This window comes from Mucilaginibacter sp. BGA-UO-ETr-C110 (assembly GCF_059567985.1).
Genome location: NZ_JCAQPB010000002.1, coordinates 776265 through 797922, shown reverse-complemented (window position 1 = coordinate 797922; position 21658 = coordinate 776265). Strand labels below are relative to the sequence as shown.

Below are 21658 nucleotides of genomic sequence, written 5' to 3'. Positions count from 1 at the left end.
GGTTTAGTTGCTAATAACGACTAATCACACAAAAGCACGATGACTGTAATAGCTCATCATTCTATTTATATTGATAAATACTTAAAAATGAAAAGATCAGTTTTAGCAATAGCGATATTATTTATTGTAACCGCATTTGGCTGTCAGAACAGCAGTGGGCAGGGTGACAAAAGGAAGCTGAGCAAACCAGCAGATGAGTGGAGAAAAACACTAACGCCCAACCAATACCACATCATGGTTGAAAGCGGAACAGAACCGCCATATAAAAACGACTATTGGAACAATCACCAAAAGGGTGTTTACGTAAGCGCGGCTACCGGCGAAGTATTATTTAGCTCTGACGATAAGTTTGACAGTGGAACAGGCTGGCCAAGTTTTGTTAAACCCGTCGACTCCACAAAAGTTGCTATTGTACATGATGACAGTTACGGCATGAGCCGCGACGAGGTTATTGAAAAAAGCACCGGTTTACACCTGGGTCATGTTTTTGACGATGGCCCCGCCAACCGCGGTGGCAAAAGATATTGCATGAACTCGGGCGCATTAAAATTTATTAAAAAGTAACCGCCCGGCGATTAGCATTTACAGATGGGCGCAATTGCGGCCTTACCCGTAAACCACTTTCAAACTTTAAACCAATGGTCAGATCTATCCAATCAGGATTAACAGGTCTGATCATTTTTTCTTTTTGCGGACGGGTGTAAGTGCTTACCACTTTAAAACGTTCCATAGCCTGCTCTTCGGTATTGATCTCTTCAAAATAAACCAAACGGTTAAGCTGCTGCGCGCTGTCGAAAAATAAAGTAGGCATATCGCTGTAGAATTGCAGTGTCTTTACAAGATCTGAGCATAAACCAACGTGAAGATTTTTCCTGTTTCTGTCGGTGATGATATATACAAAACGTTTCATTTTATGATAAAAATTTTGGTGAACCAATATTTATTACTAACTTTATGAGCATAAAATTACTAATAATTTTAGCAAATGCAAATTTTATGTCAATAATTTCACAAAATATTAAGTTTCTCCGCAAAAAGAAGGGTTTAACCCAGCAACAATTTGCCGACCAATTAGGTATAAAACGTTCATTAGTAGGCGCATACGAAGAAGAAAGAGCTGAACCAAAATACGAACTACTAAAAACTTTAGCAATATTTTTTGACATTACTATTGATGATTTCATTAATGAGACCATCGATGAAAAATGGGCGCCGAAACCAAAAGGCAATCCAGCCAACCTGCGTATACTAAGTATCTCTGTTGATAAAGAGGATAATGAAAATATTGAAATGGTACCGCTAAAAGCAAGTGCGGGCTATTTGAATGGCTATGCCGATCCCGAATATGTATCCCAGTTGCCTAAATTTTATCTGCCTATGTTTAAACAGGGCACCTACCGCGCTTTTGAAATAAAAGGCGATTCGATGCTGCCTATATTATCAGGCGATATTATTATAGGTGAATACCTGGAAAACTGGGCCGATATTAAAAGCGGTGAAACTTATATCGTAATATCTAAAAACGATGGTGTTGTATATAAACGCGTCGGTAATAAATTTAAAGAAAACAAAAAGCTCAAGCTGATATCAGATAACCCCGTTTACGAGCCTTATGAAATAAACGGTGAGGATGTGCTGGAAATATGGAAAGCAAAAGGCTATATCTCTACACAATTGCCGCAACCTACCCCAGAGCCTACTATGGAAAGCCTCACCAGTATGATGGCCCAAATGCAACGCTCCATATCAAATTTACAACAAAGCAACAATTAAGTTACATCGGCTTATTTAAACCTTTACGGCATATCTTTATCCTAAGATTATAAAACGTAATAAATTAAAGAGCTATGAAAAAATTATTGTTAATGTGCTGTTTCCTGATCGGGATTTCAGCGGTAAGCCATGCACAAGGTGGCGGTATGAGAAAAAGTCCGGAAGAAAGGGCTAAAGATCTGCAAACACAGCTAAAGCTTTCTGACGACCAAACCACTAAAATAACCGCTATATATAAAGAGCAGGCTACAAAGATGGACAGCGTGAGAACAGCTGCAAATGGCGACAGAGATGCCATGAGAAGTGCCATGCGCCCAATGATGGAAACTACCAATACAAAAATTAAAGCTGTTTTAACAGCCGACCAGGCAGCTGCCTATGATAAGGCCATGAAAGACAGAATGGACAGAATGAGACAAGGCGGCGGCGGAGGTGGTTCACAGAACTAACAGCGCCCAGCTTATAAAAAACAAAGGCTGCCTTGTAAAAAGGCAGCCTTTGTTTTTTATGTATGAACCATATGGCTTATTTAGGCCAGTCATTGATGTGCTCGGCTTCGCCAACTTTAAGCGTCCTGGCCGAAATTACTAATTTCATGCTCATCGGTACTTCTCCAATTATATTTATTCCTTCATCATAGGCTATAATGTAGCTGTCATCAAAAGTAAGCTCCTTCATTTTGGCATCTTCTTCTGCCTTTTTGATCAACAGGGTGCCTTTAAAAGGTTTAAACTGGTTGTTTACCATTGTTTCAATAATGGAGGTGTCTTCAGTTGATTCTATCTCAACTTCAATTTTTCCGCCGTAAATACCCGATGAAGGGCGTCCTTTAGAATCAACATCGCGGTCAAGTGCGTAAGAACAGGTGAGTACATCATAATCCCTGCCCGAAAAATTTAATCTTGCTTTGAAAGCCATAAAGTTAAACTTGGAGGTTATTTTAAATAAAGTACCGGCTTTCGGCACTTTAACTCTTAAACCACAAACAAAAGCAAATATTGTTTACCAAAGAATAAAAAATATTTATTGAGTTATTTTTATTAACCATTGCTATAATTAAATTAACAATATATATTTTTGCTTATCATCTATTAAAAAAACAATAAGTGTTTACGCACTAAATATTAACCAAAATTAAAATCAAATGAAGCTTACTTCCGAAGAGGCTATTAATAAGCTGATAACCAAAAGCGCTAATAAGTTTGAACATGAAATTTACCTCATCAGAAGAGGCAGATTAGAATACGTACACCATAACAACAACAGCATTCAGTTTAAAAGCAGTGTGCCGCCTAAACAAACCACTGGGAAAGATGTCAACGAAGCAAAACACTGGTACAGGTGCATGTCACAAAATGATTTTTTACACCTGAAAAGAAGAGATGTATTGTTGGGCGGTGACAGCTACGGAGGCATTGCCACCAACTTTGACTACGCTAGTAGTTATTTTAGCGATACTAATAGTCACATTGTGGAATTTGAAACCATTGCCGATGCACCCTTGCTGTATCACACTTTCCTGGGATTAAATATCGGCAAAGGTACACCAGCAAGCCCTAAAGGCGAAGGGGACGGCGGCACTTTCGGTCTTGGTAAAACAGGTTACCTGGGCGGCAAAGCCGGCGATAAATTTAACGAACTGCTGGAACGCACACAAATTACCTGGCGACTGGTAGCCTGCAAGCTCCCGCTTCCGGCTTAAACAAAACTATAAAAGTAAAAAAGGGAATGGATGCTATTCATTCCCTTTTTTGTTGCTAATAGGTGCAGCTGATCGGCCTAAAAAATAAATGATTTCGCCCTGTGTATAAACGGTAACTTTTTACCTTTGCACAAATCATTTCTATTTTGACATCTGCCGAAAAATATATCGAAAGCAAACTCGAAGAACGACGATCATCCGGCATTTACAGGACATTAAAACCCGAGAATGATCTTATTGATTTTTGTTCTAACGATTATCTCGGCTTTGCACGATCTGCCGCTTTAAAAAGCAGCATTGATCAGGAAGTGCAAAATTACCCGCAAAGTTTAAATGGATCAACCGGGTCACGGTTATTATCAGGCAATTTACAATATGCCGAAGACCTGGAGAAAACCATTGCTGCTCATCATCAGCACCAGGCTGGTCTCCTTTTCAATTCCGGGTATGATGCCAACCTTGGTCTGTTATCATCATTAGCGCAGCGGGGCGATACCATCATATTAGACGAACTGATCCATGCCTCGGCCATTGATGGCGCCAGACTGAGCTACGCCAATCGTTACAGCTTCAAACATAATAATACCGATAATCTGGAAGCTAAGCTAAAACTGGCTAAAGGAAATTGTTATGTAGTGATAGAAAGTGTTTATTCCATGGATGGGGATACTCCCCCACTATTGGATATATTGAACGTTACCGAAAGATACGGAGCCCATTTAATTGTCGACGAAGCTCATGCAGTAGGTTTATATCCTAAAGGATTGGTAACTGAACTTGGCTTACAAAGCAGGATCTTCGCATCGTTGATTACTTTTGGCAAAGCGCTGGGTGGCCATGGGGCCATTGTATTGGGCCGCGACACATTACGGCAATACCTGATCAATTTTGCGCGTCCTTTTATTTATACTACAGCTGCTTCCTTTCATCAACTAGCCTCCGTAAAAATGGCTTATCAGCTGTTAAATAATGCAGAACCGGAGATCATCAGTCTTAAAAACAACATCAAACTGTTTAAAGAACAAATCAACCCGGAAAGCGTATATCCATTACTAAATAGCGACAGCCCTATTCAATGTATTGTATTTAAGAGTAATGATAAGGCCCGTGATATGGCAAACATTTTGCAAGCTAAAGGGTTTGATGTGAGAGCCATACTTAGCCCAACCGTTGCCGCCGGAACCGAAAGGATACGGATATGCCTGCACGCGTTTAATACAGCCAATGATATAAACAAACTTGCCACCATTATTAATCAGTTTATAAATGCCTGATAAACAGCCTATATTCATTACCGGCATAGGCACCGGTGTTGGTAAAACCATTATTTCGGCCATCGTAACAGAAAAGCTGAAGGCCGACTATTGGAAGCCCATACAATCCGGGGATCTGGATAGCAGCGATACCCTAAAAGTGCGGGGCCTTGTATCAAACAAAACTACCCGTTTCTATCCCGAAGCTTACCGGTTAACACAGCCTTTCTCGCCACATAAATCTGCCGCTATTGATAAAATAGTGATAGATATTCAAAGTATCATTCCTCCCCAAACCGATAACCAACTGGTTATTGAAGGCGCCGGAGGGCTAATGGTACCATTGAATGACGATACCCTGATCATTGACCTGATCAAACAATTAAACGCTCAGGTGATACTGGTATCACAGAATTACCTGGGTAGCATCAATCATACACTACTATCGCTTAGTATGCTCAAACAATATGATATACCAGTAATGGGTATTATATTTAATGGCGATAAGGATATCTACTCAAAAACATTTATCCTCAATTACTCCGGAGTAACAGAACTGGGTCACGTACCCTCATTCGATAATATCACCCCAAAAACAATACTTGAAGCGGGAACCTATATTACTTTATAATGATAGCGTAATATTTTGTCAAATAAATAATTTGCCTCAACTTAGCTTTTACCATTTATAAGCACATACTATGAAAAATATTACCGTAATAGGTTCAGGGACAATGGGCAACGGCATAGCTCATACTTTTGCCCAGCATAATTTTGAAGTGTCATTAGTTGATATTAATGCCGAAGCTTTGAATAAGGCTGTACAAACCATTACCAACAACCTTGATCGTCAGCTAAAAAAAGGAGCTATAGATGAGCTGTTAAAAAACGACACGCTTAGTCGCATTAAAACGTATACCGACCTGCAATCTGGAGTCGTGAATGCCGACCTGGTGATAGAGGCCGCTACCGAAAACCGGGAAATCAAACTAAAGCTATTCAAACAGCTCAGCGATATTTGCGGTGATAAAGTAATTTTGGCTTCCAATACATCCTCTATATCCATCACACAAATTGCCGCGGTCACCAAAAATCCTGGCAATGTGATAGGTATGCATTTTATGAATCCCGTACCGGTAATGAAGCTGGTAGAAGTGATCAGGGGCTACGCTACTACTGATGAAGTGACGCAAACCGTGATGCAGCTTTCCAAAATTTTAGGGAAAGACCCGGTTGAGGTGAATGACTACCCCGGCTTTGTTGCCAACCGGATCCTGATGCCAATGATCAACGAAGCTGTTTATACCCTGTATGAAGGCGTTGCCGGTGTTGAAGAGATCGATACCGTGATGAAACTGGGTATGGCTCACCCCATGGGCCCCTTGCAACTGGCCGATTTTATTGGACTTGATGTTTGCCTGGCCATTTTAAAGGTATTATATGATGGCTTTGGCAATCAAAAATACGCGCCTTGTCCATTATTGGTGAATATGGTAACTGCAGGTCATCTTGGTGCCAAATCAGGAAATGGTTTTTACAAGTATACTCCGGGCAGTAAAGAATTGATAGTAGCCGACAAATTCACCAAAAATTCATTAAACCTATAATTATCCCAATGGTCTATAATCTGTAAGTATTTTAAATTAAACCATTTTACAGATGAAAAAGATAGCGAAAATAGGATTACTACTGGCCTTAACCGGCACCTTGTTCAGCTCGTGTGCTGCTGACTATTATGTGGCCGATCGCCCTGCTGAGCCTGTGTATGTTCGCCCTGTTGCTCCCTATCCAGGTGCCTATTGGGTTCCTGGCGAGTGGACCTGGCGCGGCGGAAGATATGTTTATATAAATGGTTATTATGCCCATCCGCGTCCGGGCAGGGTTTATGTACAAGGATACTGGCACCCGGTTCACCGCGGCTATGCATGGCACAGGGGATACTGGAGATAGTTTCAGTTGGCAGTGGGTGGTTTGCAGTTAGCAGTTAAAAATCGCAAACTAATAACTGCCCACTGCAAACTGCTTACTGAAATCTACATCCGCTCCGGCACATCAATGCCCAGCAGGTTCATAGCCTTGCTGATCACTTTTGCTGACGATGCTGATAATTGCAAGCGGAATTGCTTTGATATCTCGTCCTCTGCCTGGAGGATTGATTTTTCGTGATAGAATTTGTTGTACACCTTGGCTAACTCATACACATAGTTGGCTATAACTGCCGGGCTATAATCGTTGGCAGCTGCATTAATCACGTCAGGAAATTGCGTTAATAGAACGATCAGATCGCGCTCAACATCGGCAAGCTCCGTAATTTCAATAGTGGAATTGACTTGATAATCTGCCCTGCTCAGCACTGATTTGATACGGGCATGAGTATATTGTATAAACGGCCCGGTGTGTCCCTGGAAATCAACCGATTCGTTAGGGTCAAACAATAAACGTTTCTTAGGGTCGACCTTGAGCAGGAAATATTTCAGCGCCCCCATACCAATGGTATGATATAGTTGCTGCTTGTCTTCTTCACTAAAACCATCAACCTTACCCATAGCTTCGGTTTGTTCTTTAGCAGTGGCTTCCATTTCGGCCATCAGGTCGTCGGCATCAACTACGGTACCCTCACGCGATTTCATTTTGCCTGACGGCAAGTCGACCATCCCGTATGACAAGTGGAACAACCCATCCGCACCTGCTTTGCCCAGTTTACGCAGTATCAGGAACAGTACTTTAAAGTGATAATCCTGCTCGTTACCAACCACATAGATAGATTTATCCATGTGAAAGTCGTTGTACTTTAATTGAGCGGTACCCAGGTCCTGGGTAATATAAACCGATGTGCCGTCAGACCGTAATACCAGTTTCTCGTCCAGTCCATCAGGTGTAAGGTCAATCCAAACGGAGCCATCCGGTTTTCTGAAAAAAACACCTTTTTCAAGTCCTTCCTCAATAATGTCCTTACCTAAAAGGTAGGTATTTGATTCATAGTAATATTTGTCGAAATCAACACCTAGTTGCTTGTATGTTTCCGCAAAACCGGCATATACCCAGCCGTTCATGGTTTTCCACAGGTCGATCACTTCAGTATCGCCTGCTTCCCATTTTTGTAGCATTTGCTGGGCTTCTCTGATAACAAGGGCATTCTTTTTAGCCTCGTCCTCACTTTGGCCTTCGGCTTTCAGCTCTTCAATCTGGGCTTTATAAGCCTTATCAAACAACACATAATATTTGCCTACCAAATGGTCGCCTTTTAAGCCAGATGACTCCGGTGTTTCACCGTTGCCAAACATTTGCCAGGCCAGCATGGATTTGCAGATGTGGATACCACGGTCATTTACCAGGTTTGCTTTTACCACATCGTACCCGGCTGCACCTAATATCTGCGCTACCGAATAACCTAACAGGTTGTTACGGATATGCCCCAGGTGCAACGGTTTGTTGGTGTTGGGTGAGGAATATTCCACCATTACTTTTTGACCGTTAGGTTTTGCAATGGTAAAATCATCCGGTAGTATACGGTTATATAATTGTCCAATCCAGTACTCATCGCTTATAGAAATATTCAGAAAACCTTTGATCACATTGAACGCAGCGATCTCCTTTACTTCGTTTTTTAGATATTCCCCTATTTCGGTGCCAGTTTGTTCAGGCCCTTTACGCGAAAATTTGGTAAAAGGAAATGTTACTATAGTTATTTGCCCTTCAAACTCCTTGCGGGTTTCCTGTAAACTTATAGCAGCCGGGGCTACATCTGTTTGATATAGTTGTTTTATTGCTTTAACAGCCGCCTCAATAATAAAATCCATTCGGCAAAATTAATTAAATTGCCAATATCCTTGTTATAATAAAATGTTGATTATTCTGAATAGATTTGTTCTTCTTATATCCATTTATGACACTTAAAAACAACGATTTTAGAATAGATGTAACCTCCGAAATTGGAACGCTCCGCACCCTACTTATCCACAGCCCCGATAGCGGCCTGGGTAAGGTAGTACCCTCAAAAGCCCAGGATTGGCTGTTTGAAGACATTGTGCACCTGGATACTATGCGTAAAAACGAATACGATTATTACGTAAAACTGTTGCTTTATTTTTTGGATCAGGATAAGATCAAAGGCAAACTCCAAGAGGTAGATAATGACACTGAACGCACGTTTTTTAAGCCCGACAACCCGGGTTTTCATGCATCGGGTAAAGTAATTGAGATACAAACCCTACTGGCCGATATTTTAAAACAAGACGATATTCGTGAAAAACTGGTAGCATCAGTTTGCGCCATTGAAAGCTGTAATTACCGCCTGCAACAGCAACTGATAGATACCGACCCTGTTGAACTGTCCAAAATATTCATATCGGGCTCATTAAGCACCGAAGAGATGATCTTCGCGCCCATACCTAACCTCATTTTTTCGAGGGATATTGGTATTGCCATCAACAATCATATGCTGTTGAATAAGCCTGCAAAAAAAGCGCGTTTCCGCGAAACGTTGCTGGCACGATACATATTTTTTAATCACCCGTTGTTTGCCGAGTATCGCAACAACATTTTGGAGATACCTGAAACTGCCCAGCACTTTTTACGACCGGGTGAAGACAATCTCGAAAAAACAACTCTGGAAGGTGGTGATGTAATGATGGTAAGCCCACAGCACCTGGTTATTGGTTGTAGTGAACGCACATCCATCAGTGGTGCCAATGAGGCCATTAAGCTTTTGTTTGATAATGATGTGGTGAAGAAAGTAACCATTGTAAAAATTCCGCACAAGCGCGATTACATGCATATCGATACGGTTTTTACACAAGTTAGACGCGATACCTGGGTATTGCTGCGCTCCCTGGCCGTTGCCGAGGCCCCAATAGAAGAGCAGGAGCCGATATCGTGGTTTGCCGATAAAAAACAAAAGGAACGACCAGAAATTGTACAGTTTGAAAAAGGCGAGAAACCCAGGTTATTTAGCTGTATTGAAGATCTGTTAGCCGATATCAGCGAAAACGACCTGCAAAGCGGTCATAAAACAAAATTCATTTACTCTGGCAATAACACCTTCCCCTTTGATGCCCGCGAACAATGGACGGATTCCTGCAACCTGTTGGCCATCAAAGAAGGCGTAGTTTTAGGGTACGACCGTAATGATAAAACCGTAGAAGCATTTAAACAAAATGGCTTTAACGTGATCAGGGTGAACGATCTGTTACAAAAGTTTGAATCGGGTGAGCTTGACCCTCAAAAACTAACCAATACTTTAATTTTAATGCCATCGGCAGAATTGTCGAGGGCCCGTGGTGGTTTTCATTGTATGAGCATGCCGCTTTTAAGAGATAAAGTTTTATAGTTATCGAGTCATTAAGTCATTTTCTAAACTTTCAATGACTTAATGACTTAATGACCCAATGACTAAATAAAATGACCAATAATCAATCCACCAATAATATATTAATGATCAGGCCGGTCAATTTCGGCTTTAATGAACAAACAGCAGGAAGTAACGCTTTTCAGAACCGTGATGCAGATCAGCAAGTCGTTCAGGATAAGGCGTTAGCCGAATTTGATGGTTTTGTAAAAACGCTGAAAGAAAATGGAGTTAGTGTTACCGTGGTTGACGATACCCCACAACCACATACACCTGATTCTATTTTTCCGAACAATTGGGTATCATTTCATACCGATGGTCAGATATTTTTATACCCCATGCAGGCCGAAAACCGCCGGCTGGAGCGCAGGGAAGATATTATCAGCAAACTGGAAGATCATTTCAAGGTAAATCACATAATAGATTTGAGCCGTTTTGAAGCAGAAAATAAATTTCTGGAAGGCACCGGCAGTATGGTGCTCGACAGAGAGAACAAAATTGCTTATGCCTGCCTTTCGCCCCGTACTGATAAAGAAGTATTGAGCCTGTTTTGTGAAAAGGCAGGTTACCGGGCCATCAGCTTTGACGCGGTTGACGAGCACGGAAAAGCTATTTACCATACCAATGTATTGATGTGTGTTGGAAGCAAGTTCGCCGTGGTTTGTGCGGATAGCATCCCTAACCCGCATGAAAAAGTGGAGATTTTGGAATCATTGCGATCAACCCGAAAGGAGATCATTGAAATATCATTTGAACAAATGAACCGATTTGCGGGTAATATGCTGGAGGTAAAGAATAAATCAGGCGAAACCTTGATCGTGATGTCGAAAAATGCATATGATGCGCTCCTCGAGGAACAAAAAGACAAGCTCAAAAAATACGGCAATTTGGTTTATGCTGATATCAATACTATAGAAACCAATGGTGGTGGCAGCGCCCGATGCATGATGGCCGAGGTGCACCTACCCGCTGTATCTAATTATTAATCTGCCCTCTATTATTTTGCACCAAAATGTATACAGCTTTCTGACACTTGGCACAAAAAAACTTTCTTACAGACAGAAAGAATAAAATATTTTTGACAAACCAACTTCTGTGCATTCGGAAGTGAAACTGATTTTTGCAGGTAGAGCAATAGTACTTTTTATCATTATAAATTTTTTTACTCATATTTAATCAAAAAGAAAATTCCATTTAATCATTGAGATAAAAATAAGAAAATAATCAATTAAAATTAACTATAGAGAATAAAATTTATGCAAACACTTATAACAAATGTATCTTTTAAATGGCAGCCAAAAGAAAAAGGTTTTGAATATTGTACCTCTTGAAATCCTTTCAACCCGTTCTGCACCGCATTTTGTGCAAAGTAATTGTTTCTTAAAATTACCTGAATGATCCGTTGTTATTGATTGAGGCGACATAAATTACTCTTTGTTTAATGCAATAATAACCATGAGTGAACAAAATGAATGCCACACAATAAATATTTTAACTATAGAATAAAAACATTGCTTTAATAAGACAACTTTCCCTGCTTTTTCTTATCTCTTTTTACCCACTTTAAACCATTATTCCGCGACTTATATAATACATCGCAATTCATTGATTATTAGCACAAAAACGATATGTATATACTGCGATATACCCCCTGTTAAATAAATTACATTCAGACTATAAAATTTATCCTAACAATTAGCCGTTAATTCCGTTTAAAAATCACATTTTTGCCCCAAATTTTTTAAGGATGCAGAGTTACCAGGAATTTCTTGATTTGAGTGTAGGTTTCCCGCAGGATGGTTTTGAGATCATCGACGATGAACTATACTTTCAGGACCTTAATTTAATGGAGATGATCGAAACGTATGGCACGCCATTACGTTTTACTTATCTGCCCATGATAACCAAGAAAATACAGCAGGCAAAACTGTTATTTCAACAGGCTATTGTTAAAAACAACTATCGCGGCAGCTATAAATACTGCTATTGTACCAAAAGTTCGCATTTCAGACATATTGTAGAGGAAGCGTTGAAAAACGAGATCCACCTGGAAACATCATCGGCTTTTGATATGCCAATGATTGATGCGCTGGAGAAAAAAGGAGCGGTAAACAAGGATATCACCGTAATATGTAACGGGTTCAAAACCTTCCAGTATAAAACTTATATTATTGACATGCTGCATGATGGTTTCAAAAACATCATCCCGGTACTAGATAATAAAGAGGAATTTAACCTGTATGACGATGAGATAGAGATGGACACCCCTTGTAACCTGGGTATCCGTATAGCGGCTGAAGAGCAGCCCGACTCCCAGTTCTATACCTCACGTTTAGGTGTGCGGATGGAGGATGTGATCGATTTTTATCATAATAAGATCGAAGAGAACCCTAATTTCCAGGTAAAGCTGTTACACTTCTTTATCAACTCAGGTATATCTGATACCCCATACTACTGGAACGAGTTGGAAAAATACGTAACGCTTTATTGCAAGTTCAAAAAAGTGAACCCGGCTCTGGATACACTGGATATTGGTGGCGGTATGCCTTTCAAAGATTCGTTGGTATTTGATTTTGATTACGAGTATATGATCAATGAGATCGTAAGCCGTATCAAAGAGATCTGCGCCGATAACGACACCATGGAACCGGATATTATCACTGAGTTTGGTAAATACACCGTTGCCGAAGCTTCGGGCATTTTATATAAAGTATTAGGTCGTAAACAACAAAATGACCGCGAAAGATGGTTGATGCTTGATGGTTCATTCATCACCAACTTGCCGGATGTTTGGGCTTTGAACCAAAAATATATTTTGCTTCCGGTTAACAACTGGGATTCTGAATATGAGCGCGTAAACCTGGGTGGTATTACCTGCGACGGTCAGGATTATTATAACCAGGAGGCACACATGAACAGTGTATTTATGCCTAAAACCCGTAAGGTACAATACCTGGGCTTTTTTAACACAGGAGCTTACCAGGAAGTACTGAGCGGATATGGTGGTATACACCATTGCTTGCTCCCATCGCCTAAACATGTAATCATTCGCCGCAACCGCGACGAAACATTCAATTTTGAGGTATTTGGCGAAGAACAGAACAGTAAACAAGTATTGAAAATACTGGGATATACTACGTAAAAGTTTGCAGTTTTGAGTTAGCAGTTAGCACAACTCATATCATATTTTATTTATAGCGATGGGTTTAAACCCATCGCTATTTTTTTGACCGTTGATCAGTATGATGACGTTGATTGCGCTGATTTTTTTACCTAATTTGTTTGGCATTTTTTGCAAACTGCAAACTGCAAACTGCAAACTGCAAACTGCAAACTGCAAACTGCAAACTGCAAACTGCAAACTGCAAACTCACTTCCCTGAAGCCACTCCCCAGTAACAGCTGTTTCTGATTTTTTTTAATATCTCGGGTGTTATGCTGGATATAGATTGTTGGTATTTACCTTCATTATTAAGCAGGTACATCGCTCCACTTTGATTGTTATACGCATAAGAGCATAACTTATGTTCTTCCCCATCTTCGTTTTTTCGCACATCTATCCTGAGTCCATCAGTCATGTTGGATTTGCTTGCTGGTTCTGCGGGTACTGATGCTCTGATCCAATTAACGGTATAAGTTATATTTTGCGATGATACAGACGCCGTGTTTTGTTTGTAACTTTTACTGGCTTGTATCACTTGCAACAGGCACTTTACACAAGGTTCTGCCACGGTAGCGGTACCATAATTTTTCTGTGGATTATTGATCACACTATCTTTTTTCCCCGCCACTTGTACCGTGGTTTTGGTAATATCCGTTGATACAGGTTTGGTTTTGGCGTGTTGACAGGCAGATAATGCTACCATTACTATTATACAAAAACAAGTATTCAATTTTAATATCCTCATGCCAGATCACCTATTATTTATTGTATATACAGTGATGAAAGCTTTTTGTGTTAACCATATGTAAACTACATCATCCAAATTGGCAAAACCATTGCCATTTTAATTTAAACAAGTTATTTATTGCATTTAATGGACACGAAAAGACCCGATTTTCTATAAAAATTTCTTAAAATTGTCTGATTTAATTTTCCCTTGCTGCTAAACATGCCTGCAGGACTTAATCATCACAACAATTTTCAAAAAACCGGGTTATACCTGGTATAATTTAACTTGAGCATACCTTTACAAGGTATTATAAAAAGATGGCTAATAGCGATAAAGTTTCAGAAACAAAGGTTGACGTAGTTTTAATTGGCGCGGGTATCATGAGCGCTACATTGGGAGTAATGCTTAAAGAACTACAACCCGATTTGACTATTGAAATTTTTGAACGACTTGAAGTTATAGCCGCCGAAAGTTCGGCCCCGATGAATAATGCAGGCACCGGTCACTCTGCTTTTTGCGAATTAAATTATACTCCCGAACTTCCTGACGGAACCGTAGAAATAAAAAAAGCCATTAAAATTGCCGAACAGTTTGAGATATCCAAAGAATTTTGGTCATATCTTATCGAACAAAAATATATTCAATCAGCACAAAGCTTTATCCGCAAAGTGCCCCACATGAGCTTTGTTTGGGGGCCCGAAAATGTAAACTATCTTAAAAAGCGTCAGCAAGCTCTTACCAAACATCATTTTTTTAAGGGGATGCTGTATTCTGAAGACAAAGCACAGCTTCAGCAATGGATCCCACTGGTGATGGAAGGACGTGAGGAAAACGAAAAAGTTTCGGCCACATTTATGGATTTAGGTACCGATGTAAACTTTGGCAGTTTAACCAGTAGTTTGCTGGATCAGCTTAAACAAAAAAAGGGAGTTGCCCTTCATCTTAACCATGATGTTCGTAACATTAAACGCAATAACGATAACAGCTGGCTGATAACCGTAAAAGACAAAACAACCGGACAAAGAAGAAAACTAACCTCCAATTTTGTGTTTGTTGGTGCGGGTGGCGGCGCTTTGCCCCTGCTGCAAAAATCGGGCATTGCCGAAAGTAAAGGTTTTGGTGGTTTCCCCGTAAGCGGACAGTGGTTGGTATGCAACAACCCTGCTGTTGTGGAGCGCCATGAAGCCAAAGTATATGGTAAGGCATCGGTAGGTTCGCCGCCAATGTCTGTACCTCACCTGGATACCCGGATGATCAATGGTAAAAGAGAATTACTTTTTGGCCCTTATGCTGGTTTCTCTACCCGTTTTTTAAAGAGGGGCTCATTACTTGATCTGTTTTGCTCCATTAAGCTAAACAATATACTCCCCCTGCTTGCCGTAGGGCGCGACAATTGGCCGCTCACCAAATACCTCATCAGCCAGGTATTACAATCGTCTACAGATCGCTTAAAAGCCTTACAGGAGTACATGCCTACAGCCAAAGCCAGCGAATGGGACCTGGATATAGCCGGTCAGCGGGTACAGGTAATTAAAAAAGATGCCAAACATGGCGGTGTACTGGAATTTGGAACCGAGGTAGTAACCTCTGCAGATGGTAGCATCTCTGCATTATTGGGTGCATCACCTGGTGCATCAACATCGGTACCCATCATGATACAACTCATTGAACGTTGTTTTAAAACCCACGTTAAAACCGATGAATGGCAGCAAAAATTAAAAGAAATGATACCTTCATATGGGCAATCATTAGCTAATGATGAAGCGCTAAGCGAAGTTACCAGAACGAGGACGAGCCAGGTGTTAGGATTAGTGTAGATACATATGTACCAGGCAGGCCATTTTATTAAAAAGTGGGTTTACATGGTTTACACTTTTCATGGTTTACATTATTATATTTAATTGACAATCAAATAGTTAATATATTTTATCATCATATTGTGGGTTTACAGTGTAAACCATGATTTATCCCCTAAAGTAGGGAATCTGCTGTATTATTTTTGAACATAGTAATAGCTTAGGAGAACCCGGCAAAGTTGACGTAGCAGTGAATATCTATCCGATCAAATATTGAGGTGATAAGTTTTCGGAACTTACGTTATCCGTTTCCCAAAGTATCAATTATAAATAGCTTACTGAAAGCCCCCGGCAGCCATGCCGCTATTCACTGCCGTTTCTTTAACCTTGAATTCCGCTGACTGCCCCAGTAGGGTAGTTTTGATCAGGAAGGGTATTCGGATGCCACCATTGATACCTTCATAATCACCAAATTCGGTTACGGAATTTACGGAGCCTTCAACTACTTGTTTTATTTTGAGACCCGTTTTCTGATTATAAAAATTCCGTATCTGAGTTCCTTCGGCAAGGCTTATATCAACTTCATAGGCCAGATCGCCGTTTACGATCTTAAGCGTAGAATCAAGCTCCATGACATATCCGCCTTTTTCATAGTCAAGTTCTGGGAAAGGTCTGCTTTTCGCTTTTATTATTTTTTTGCCGGCATCATCCAACGATATTTCGCGGTTTAACTGCTGTACACTGATCCGTTCGCCGTTCACCAAAACATGGGTCACAATCAAATTATTGTATGATGGTACGGTTATTTGCTGAAAAAACATATCGGGCGATCTATACCGGCTAACCATCTGTACTTCAGAACCCTGAACTGTACCTGTTGATGATATTTGCAGGTCTTTAATATTTTTCAACTTCTCGGCTCCGCCTATGGCATCAATATAAGTTTTGATGACGCTGGCAGCAGTAGTGCCAACTGGTACCGGCAACCCGCTAAATGAATTATTTTCTGGATTGATATCAGGCAAAAGATGATCCGGATCAACAATAGCCGAAACAATTTTTGAGGTTGATTTATAATGGAATGTCCAAAGCCCACCCCGCTGCCATATTTCAACCGGGAGTTTCATGGTGGCGGTTTTACCATTTTCTTCTTTGATCAGGATAGTTACCGGCAAAGCCATCTCTTCCAGGTTCTCCAACGTAATCAACGCCCCTTTGGAGGCATCGCCATCCGGGTAAGTAATATCCCTTATACCCTGGTCAAGTTTCCAGGTGGTGAAAAACCACTCGTTCCAAAACCAGCTCAGATCCTCTCCTGCCGCGTTATCCATGGTATGGAAAAAATCCCATGGCGTTGGGTGTTTAAATGCCCAGCGTTTGATATAGGTTTTAAAGGCATAATCAAAGCGTTGTTCACCCAGTATCTGCTCACGCAGAATAGTAAGCCCCAGTGCCGGTTTCTCATAAGCCGCCGCACCTAAAAAATCGGCCTGGATCACATCTGGTATCGTCATGATCGGCTCTGCCTCTGGACTGAATAATTGCAATGCTGCCTTTTGCTGATCGGGTTTTACATAATACTCGCCATTATTAAATACTTTGGTATCTACATTATTTAAAAAGGTATTAAAACCCTCGTCCATCCAGGCGTATTTACGTTCGTTCGATCCTACGATCATCGGGAACCAGTTATGTCCAAACTCATGATTGGTCACTTCCCACAACTCCCCCGTCTTATTTTCAGATCCGCAAAAAACGATTCCCGGATATTCCATACCGCCAACAGTACCGGCCACATTGGTAGCTACCGGATAACTATATTCAAACCATTGGTTGGAGTATAGTTCAATAGCGCCTTTTACATATTCTGTAGAACGGCCCCAGGCTTGCTTACCTTTACTTTCAACCGGGTAAACAGATTGTGCCAGGGCTTTCTTTCCACTGGGCAGATTAATGCGTGCTGCATCCCATATAAACGCTTTTGAAGCCGCCCAGGCAACATCCCGCGCATTTTTACATAAAAAGTGCCAGGTAAGTGTTGGCTTCTTAGGATAGTCCTCATTTCGCACGATATCAGCCGAGTCTTTGATCATTACTGTTTTATCGCTCTTCCGGGCCTCAGCCAAACGTTTCAGAGTATTTGGGGAATACACCTCGTTAGGATTAAGCAGTTCGCCCGATCCTGCCACAATTAGGCTGGCCGGTGCGGTAACGGTATAGTCAAAATTGCCGTATTCCAGGTAAAACTCGCCAGCCCCAAGATATGGCAGGGTATTCCATCCGCTTACATCGTCATAAACCTCCATACGGGGATACCATTGGGCCAATTCATATATCCAGCCGTTTTTAGTAAGCAGGCGCCCCATACGGTCGGTGCCATACTGCGGAATATCAAAGCCATACTCTATCCTGATCTGTAACTTGCTCCCCTCGGCCCGTAACGAGTCTTTCAACTTTATTTGCAGACGGGTATCGGTTACAATATAATCTGCTTTTTCGGTTTTGCCGTTTTTGGTTACGAATATGGCCTTTATCTCATCACCTTTAGTATAAGTACGGTTGTTAAATCTGCCGCCAGTTATCGGGCTGGTAGCTTCGGCCCTTGAATCTTCCCTGTAAATATTTTGCTCCACCTGTAGCCACAAAAAACCCAGCGCATCCGGACTATTATTGGTGTAAGTGATCAATGCAGTGCCATCAATCCTGTGTTTTAAGGTATCTAAAGTAACATTCAGCTTATAGTCGGCCCTGTTTTGCCAGTATTTTGAACCAGGGGCTCCCCCGGCGTTCCTGAACGCGTTACCTTTTTCGGGATAAAAATTAGGATTGAATACTTTGTGCTGGTCGTATTTTACACCGGGCTGATCGGTGTTTTGCGCATATCCTTTAAAGGTTATGGCACATAGCAGTATACAAAGCGTTAGGTTATAAAGCTTCATGTAGGTGATTTATCATTTATGAACGCCAATATATCAAAATTATGGCGATGCCATTATGACAATTGAACGGTTATAACATATTTTAACATATCATTACTGTTACATCCGCCCCAAAGTGCTGTTTGTAATTATCATGCCTCACAAAAACAGTATGCAAACCATTATCTATTTTTTATATTTTTGCGGATGATTGAGAGTACGCAAAATCGCTGCTCCGAATCACATTCCTAATAAATGGATATATCAGTAGTAGTACCACTTTATGACGAGATAGAATCATTGCCAGAGTTAACCTCATGGATAAGCCGGGTAATGGATGAAAACCGTTTCACTTACGAGATCATATTAATTGACGACGGTAGTAAAGACGGTTCATGGGAAATGATCAGAAAGCTGCAGCTGAACAACCCTTTTATCAAAGGCATTAAGTTCAGGCGTAATTATGGCAAGTCGGCAGCATTGAATACGGGTTTTGAGGCAGCTAATGGTAATGTTATTATCACCATGGACGCCGACCTGCAGGATAGCCCCGACGAGATCCCGGAACTATACCGCCGTATTACCGAAGAAAATTACGATCTGATATCTGGCTGGAAAGCCAAACGATATGATCCGCTGAGTAAAACCATACCAACCAAGTTATTTAACGCGGCAACACGCAAAATGAGCGGCATAGATAATTTGCATGATTTTAATTGCGGTTTAAAAGCCTACCGTAAAGCTGTTGTTAAAAACATTGAGGTTTATGGCGAGATGCACCGCTACATACCTGTACTGGCTAAATGGGCCGGTTTTACCAAAATTGGTGAACAGGTTGTTGAGCATCGTGCGCGCAAATACGGTAAAACAAAATTTGGCATGAGCCGCTTTGTAAATGGTTTCCTGGATCTGCTTTCTATATTTTTTGTAGGCAAGTTTGGTAAGCGCCCTATGCACTTTTTTGGCATGATGGGCACTCTGAGCTTTTTTGCAGGTTTGATAATTGCCGTTTGGATCATCAGTGAAAAACTGTATAACCTGGCTCATGGTATTACTGTACGCCAACCAACCGATAATCCTTTATTTTACATAGCGCTTGTAGCTATTATTTTAGGCTCTCAATTATTCTTAACCGGCTTTGTTGCCGAGCTGGTTTCCAGAAACTCAAGCGAACGCAATAATTACCAAATAGAAGAGATTATTTAATTGAAGAAACAAGAATAAAGAGTCAAGAATCAAGACATTTTTTATTCTTATCTCTTGATTCTTGACTCTTGTTTCTTGACTCTATTTTAAAACATGTTTTTTTCCATCGTCATTCCTTTATACAACCGCCCGCAGGAGATCAAAGAACTACTGGAGACTCTTGTGGTACAAACTTACAAGGCCTTTGAGGTTTTGGTAATTGAGGATGGTTCTGTAAATGATGCCGAAGCGATTGTAAACAGTTTCAGCGATAAACTGGAGCTGCGTTATTTTAAAAAGCCCAATGAAGGACAGGGCTTTACCCGCAATTTTGGTTTCGAACGAGCCAAAGGCGATTATTTTATCGTTTTTGATTCTGATTGCCTGATCCCTGCCAACTATCTTGAAATTGTAAATAACTCACTCAGTACCAACTATCTTGACGCCTATGGAGGCCCGGATGGCGCACATAGTTCATTTACACCAACACAAAAGGCTATCAGCTACTCCATGACCTCTCCGTTTACTACGGGGGGCATACGCGGCAATAAAAAAGCTATCGGGCAGTTTCACCCACGCAGTTTTAATATGGGTATATCGCGCCAGGTATGGGAAAAAGCCGGTGGATTTATCATTACCCGACTGGGCGAAGATATTGAATACAGCATCCGTATCCATTCACTGGGTTTTAAAATAGGCTTGATACCTGATGCCGTAGTTTACCATAAACGACGTACCAATTTTTTGCAGTTTTATAAACAGCTTCATTTTTTTGGCAGGGCGCGTATCAACATTTATAAATTTTTCCCTAAAGAGTTAAAGGCGGTTCATTTTTTTCCGGCGGCATTTACTACCGGGCTTATATTCACGCTCATTTTCAACCTGTTAGGCTGGCAAATAGCTATATTAGCTAACATTATATTAGCAGTTTACATTTTGTTAATATTTTTTCACGCGTGGTGGAAAAATAAATCAGTAAAAATCGCATTTTTGAGCATTATAGCCGCCTTCACCCAACTTATCGCCTACGGGTTAGGATTTATGCAGGATTTTTGGAAGCGTGTAATTTTTAACAGACCATAAGAACTTATGTACCACCCATTTTCTGTTGCAGAAACCATTAAAACTGCATGGAATGTATTAAAGAAAAACTTCGCCACAATTACAGTATACTCAGTAATTGCCTTTGCTATCGTTTTTATTTCTGGGTTTTTAGTGTTTTACTTTGACGATGACGCTATAATCAGTTCTGTGGGCTTTATTGTTTTATTGATCGAGATCACATTTATTTTCTTAGCGTTTATAAAGCTTGGGTTTAAACTCATGGACAAAGCTTATTATGATTTTGACTTCAGCGAAATCATTCCTAAGTTCAGAATGCTTGTAAGTTATTTAACTTTATTGGTATTGGTGAGTACACTCGCCGTTTTTGCTACCCATCTGATTGAGAATATCAATGTGCTTAATGTAAAAAACTTTTTAAACTTTATTCTCGGCTTAGTTGTACAGTTTTTCTTTCTGTTCTATTTTCCGATATGTACCTGCTTTATTGTAGATGATGCCTCTGGCCCTCTTGAATCCTTAGCTCAGAGTTTTCATTTAATTAGGGGAAATTTTCTTAAATATTTCTTAATATTTTTAGTGATAGAAGCACTTATGATGTTGGGCGCTATAACTATTGTAGGGTTAATACTGGTTATTCCGTTTGTAAATATCATATTGATAGTAGCCTACCGCAAATTGGTTTACAGCCACCTGGATGTAGACGATGACATCGCCGAAACTAATTAGC

Annotated in this window: 20 protein-coding genes; 15 read left to right on the top strand and 5 right to left on the bottom strand. The window is 40.6% G+C overall.

Going from position 1 to position 21658, the window contains the following annotated elements; all coding sequences use genetic code 11:
• Positions 1 to 87 precede the first annotated feature (87 nt).
• Entirely contained in the window at positions 88 to 564 is a 477-nt protein-coding gene (gene msrB, locus AC57BQ_RS04845; RefSeq protein ID WP_496405188.1) for a peptide-methionine (R)-S-oxide reductase MsrB, read from the top strand.
• Here msrB and AC57BQ_RS04840 read toward each other — a convergent pair.
• Positions 554 to 910: a GIY-YIG nuclease family protein gene (locus AC57BQ_RS04840; RefSeq protein WP_090471830.1), complete on the bottom strand. Its 357-nt coding sequence runs from the start codon at positions 908 to 910 to the stop codon at positions 554 to 556. The genes msrB and AC57BQ_RS04840 overlap by 11 nt on opposite strands.
• Before the next feature lie 86 nt (positions 911 to 996).
• On the opposite strand from AC57BQ_RS04840, the gene AC57BQ_RS04835 reads away from it, so the two are divergent.
• A complete protein-coding gene (locus tag AC57BQ_RS04835; protein WP_496405187.1) occupies positions 997 to 1773 on the top strand; it encodes an XRE family transcriptional regulator in 777 nt (258 codons plus the stop codon).
• Between the two features lie 74 nt (positions 1774 to 1847).
• Complete coding sequence (locus tag AC57BQ_RS04830; protein WP_496405186.1) at positions 1848 to 2222, top strand: DUF4890 domain-containing protein; 375 nt, start codon at positions 1848 to 1850, stop codon at positions 2220 to 2222.
• A 76-nt stretch (positions 2223 to 2298) separates the two neighbouring features.
• Here AC57BQ_RS04830 and tssD read toward each other — a convergent pair whose 3' ends face one another.
• Positions 2299 to 2691 (bottom strand): type VI secretion system tube protein TssD, encoded by a 393-nt coding sequence (gene tssD / locus AC57BQ_RS04825; RefSeq protein WP_496405185.1) that lies wholly within the window; start codon positions 2689 to 2691, stop codon positions 2299 to 2301.
• Positions 2692 to 2917: 226 nt separating this feature from the next.
• Between tssD and AC57BQ_RS04820 the strand changes: the two genes are divergently transcribed.
• From AC57BQ_RS04820 to AC57BQ_RS04800, 5 genes are all read left to right on the top strand, one after another.
• Positions 2918 to 3475 carry a hypothetical protein gene (locus AC57BQ_RS04820; RefSeq protein WP_496405184.1) on the top strand — a complete coding sequence of 186 codons (558 nt, stop codon included), beginning with the start codon at positions 2918 to 2920 and terminating at the stop codon, positions 3473 to 3475.
• A gap of 146 nt (positions 3476 to 3621) precedes the next feature.
• A complete protein-coding gene (locus AC57BQ_RS04815) occupies positions 3622 to 4749 on the top strand; it encodes an aminotransferase class I/II-fold pyridoxal phosphate-dependent enzyme (RefSeq protein ID WP_496405183.1) in 1128 nt (375 codons plus the stop codon).
• Entirely contained in the window at positions 4742 to 5359 is a 618-nt protein-coding gene (bioD, locus tag AC57BQ_RS04810; protein WP_496405182.1) for a dethiobiotin synthase, read from the top strand. Before AC57BQ_RS04815 ends, bioD begins: the two co-directional genes overlap by 8 nt.
• A 70-nt stretch (positions 5360 to 5429) precedes the next feature.
• Entirely contained in the window at positions 5430 to 6335 is a 906-nt protein-coding gene (locus AC57BQ_RS04805; RefSeq protein WP_496405181.1) for a 3-hydroxyacyl-CoA dehydrogenase family protein, read from the top strand.
• A gap of 52 nt (positions 6336 to 6387) precedes the next feature.
• Positions 6388 to 6678 carry a YXWGXW repeat-containing protein gene (locus tag AC57BQ_RS04800; protein WP_090471816.1) on the top strand — a complete coding sequence of 97 codons (291 nt, stop codon included), beginning with the start codon at positions 6388 to 6390 and terminating at the stop codon, positions 6676 to 6678.
• Between the two features lie 83 nt (positions 6679 to 6761).
• Here AC57BQ_RS04800 and argS read toward each other — a convergent pair whose 3' ends face one another.
• Positions 6762 to 8528 carry an arginine--tRNA ligase gene (gene argS, locus AC57BQ_RS04795; protein WP_496405180.1) on the bottom strand — a complete coding sequence of 589 codons (1767 nt, stop codon included), beginning with the start codon at positions 8526 to 8528 and terminating at the stop codon, positions 6762 to 6764.
• A gap of 86 nt (positions 8529 to 8614) precedes the next feature.
• On the opposite strand from argS, the gene AC57BQ_RS04790 reads away from it, so the two are divergent.
• The 3 genes from AC57BQ_RS04790 (at position 8615) to AC57BQ_RS04780 (ending at position 13217) form a co-directional block, all read left to right on the top strand.
• Positions 8615 to 10057 (top strand): arginine deiminase family protein, encoded by a 1443-nt coding sequence (locus tag AC57BQ_RS04790; protein WP_496405179.1) that lies wholly within the window; start codon positions 8615 to 8617, stop codon positions 10055 to 10057.
• Positions 10058 to 10128: 71 nt separating this feature from the next.
• Entirely contained in the window at positions 10129 to 11061 is a 933-nt protein-coding gene (ctlX, locus tag AC57BQ_RS04785; protein ID WP_496405178.1) for a citrulline utilization hydrolase CtlX, read from the top strand.
• Positions 11062 to 11822: 761 nt separating this feature from the next.
• Positions 11823 to 13217, top strand: a complete 1395-nt coding sequence (locus AC57BQ_RS04780; RefSeq protein ID WP_076370485.1) for an arginine decarboxylase — start codon at positions 11823 to 11825, stop codon at positions 13215 to 13217.
• 228 nt (positions 13218 to 13445) lie between these two features.
• Here AC57BQ_RS04780 and AC57BQ_RS04775 read toward each other — a convergent pair whose 3' ends face one another.
• A complete protein-coding gene (locus AC57BQ_RS04775; RefSeq protein ID WP_496405177.1) occupies positions 13446 to 13940 on the bottom strand; it encodes a hypothetical protein in 495 nt (164 codons plus the stop codon).
• Between the two features lie 344 nt (positions 13941 to 14284).
• Here AC57BQ_RS04775 and AC57BQ_RS04770 point away from each other — a divergent pair, with 344 nt between their 5' ends.
• The gene (locus AC57BQ_RS04770) at positions 14285 to 15784 is read left to right on the top strand and encodes a malate:quinone oxidoreductase (RefSeq protein ID WP_496405176.1); all 1500 of its coding nucleotides are present in this window, start codon (positions 14285 to 14287) and stop codon (positions 15782 to 15784) included.
• 314 nt (positions 15785 to 16098) lie between these two features.
• On the opposite strand, the gene AC57BQ_RS04765 is transcribed toward AC57BQ_RS04770, so the two are convergent.
• Entirely contained in the window at positions 16099 to 18702 is a 2604-nt protein-coding gene (locus AC57BQ_RS04765) for a M1 family metallopeptidase (RefSeq protein ID WP_496405175.1), read from the bottom strand.
• 234 nt (positions 18703 to 18936) lie between these two features.
• Here AC57BQ_RS04765 and AC57BQ_RS04760 point away from each other — a divergent pair, with 234 nt between their 5' ends.
• The 3 genes from AC57BQ_RS04760 to AC57BQ_RS04750 all read left to right on the top strand — a co-directional run bounded on the left by AC57BQ_RS04760 (position 18937) and on the right by AC57BQ_RS04750 (position 21657).
• Positions 18937 to 19887, top strand: coding sequence for a glycosyltransferase family 2 protein (locus AC57BQ_RS04760; RefSeq protein ID WP_496405174.1), 951 nt, complete (start codon positions 18937 to 18939; stop codon positions 19885 to 19887).
• Between the two features lie 93 nt (positions 19888 to 19980).
• Positions 19981 to 20949 (top strand): glycosyltransferase family 2 protein, encoded by a 969-nt coding sequence (locus AC57BQ_RS04755; protein WP_496405173.1) that lies wholly within the window; start codon positions 19981 to 19983, stop codon positions 20947 to 20949.
• Positions 20950 to 20955: 6 nt separating this feature from the next.
• A complete protein-coding gene (locus AC57BQ_RS04750) occupies positions 20956 to 21657 on the top strand; it encodes a hypothetical protein (protein ID WP_496405172.1) in 702 nt (233 codons plus the stop codon).
• Position 21658: the final 1 nt, after the last annotated feature.

Bases quoted from the DNA above. Each gene is read 5' to 3' on its own strand.
- msrB (WP_496405188.1), top strand. From the start codon at position 88: ATGAAAAGATCAGTTTTAGCAATAGCGATATTATTTATTGTAACCGCA.
- AC57BQ_RS04840 (WP_090471830.1), bottom strand. From the start codon at position 910: ATGAAACGTTTTGTATATATCATCACCGACAGAAACAGGAAAAATCTT.
- AC57BQ_RS04835 (WP_496405187.1), top strand. From the start codon at position 997: ATGTCAATAATTTCACAAAATATTAAGTTTCTCCGCAAAAAGAAGGGT.
- AC57BQ_RS04830 (WP_496405186.1), top strand. From the start codon at position 1,848: ATGAAAAAATTATTGTTAATGTGCTGTTTCCTGATCGGGATTTCAGCG.
- tssD (WP_496405185.1), bottom strand. From the start codon at position 2,691: ATGGCTTTCAAAGCAAGATTAAATTTTTCGGGCAGGGATTATGATGTA.
- AC57BQ_RS04820 (WP_496405184.1), top strand. From the start codon at position 2,918: ATGAAGCTTACTTCCGAAGAGGCTATTAATAAGCTGATAACCAAAAGC.
- bioD (WP_496405182.1), top strand. From the start codon at position 4,742: ATGCCTGATAAACAGCCTATATTCATTACCGGCATAGGCACCGGTGTT.
- AC57BQ_RS04805 (WP_496405181.1), top strand. From the start codon at position 5,430: ATGAAAAATATTACCGTAATAGGTTCAGGGACAATGGGCAACGGCATA.
- AC57BQ_RS04800 (WP_090471816.1), top strand. From the start codon at position 6,388: ATGAAAAAGATAGCGAAAATAGGATTACTACTGGCCTTAACCGGCACC.
- argS (WP_496405180.1), bottom strand. From the start codon at position 8,528: ATGGATTTTATTATTGAGGCGGCTGTTAAAGCAATAAAACAACTATAT.
- AC57BQ_RS04790 (WP_496405179.1), top strand. From the start codon at position 8,615: ATGACACTTAAAAACAACGATTTTAGAATAGATGTAACCTCCGAAATT.
- ctlX (WP_496405178.1), top strand. From the start codon at position 10,129: ATGACCAATAATCAATCCACCAATAATATATTAATGATCAGGCCGGTC.
- AC57BQ_RS04780 (WP_076370485.1), top strand. From the start codon at position 11,823: ATGCAGAGTTACCAGGAATTTCTTGATTTGAGTGTAGGTTTCCCGCAG.
- AC57BQ_RS04775 (WP_496405177.1), bottom strand. From the start codon at position 13,940: ATGGTAGCATTATCTGCCTGTCAACACGCCAAAACCAAACCTGTATCA.
- AC57BQ_RS04770 (WP_496405176.1), top strand. From the start codon at position 14,285: ATGGCTAATAGCGATAAAGTTTCAGAAACAAAGGTTGACGTAGTTTTA.
- AC57BQ_RS04765 (WP_496405175.1), bottom strand. From the start codon at position 18,702: ATGAAGCTTTATAACCTAACGCTTTGTATACTGCTATGTGCCATAACC.
- AC57BQ_RS04760 (WP_496405174.1), top strand. From the start codon at position 18,937: ATGGATATATCAGTAGTAGTACCACTTTATGACGAGATAGAATCATTG.
- AC57BQ_RS04755 (WP_496405173.1), top strand. From the start codon at position 19,981: ATGTTTTTTTCCATCGTCATTCCTTTATACAACCGCCCGCAGGAGATC.
- AC57BQ_RS04750 (WP_496405172.1), top strand. From the start codon at position 20,956: ATGTACCACCCATTTTCTGTTGCAGAAACCATTAAAACTGCATGGAAT.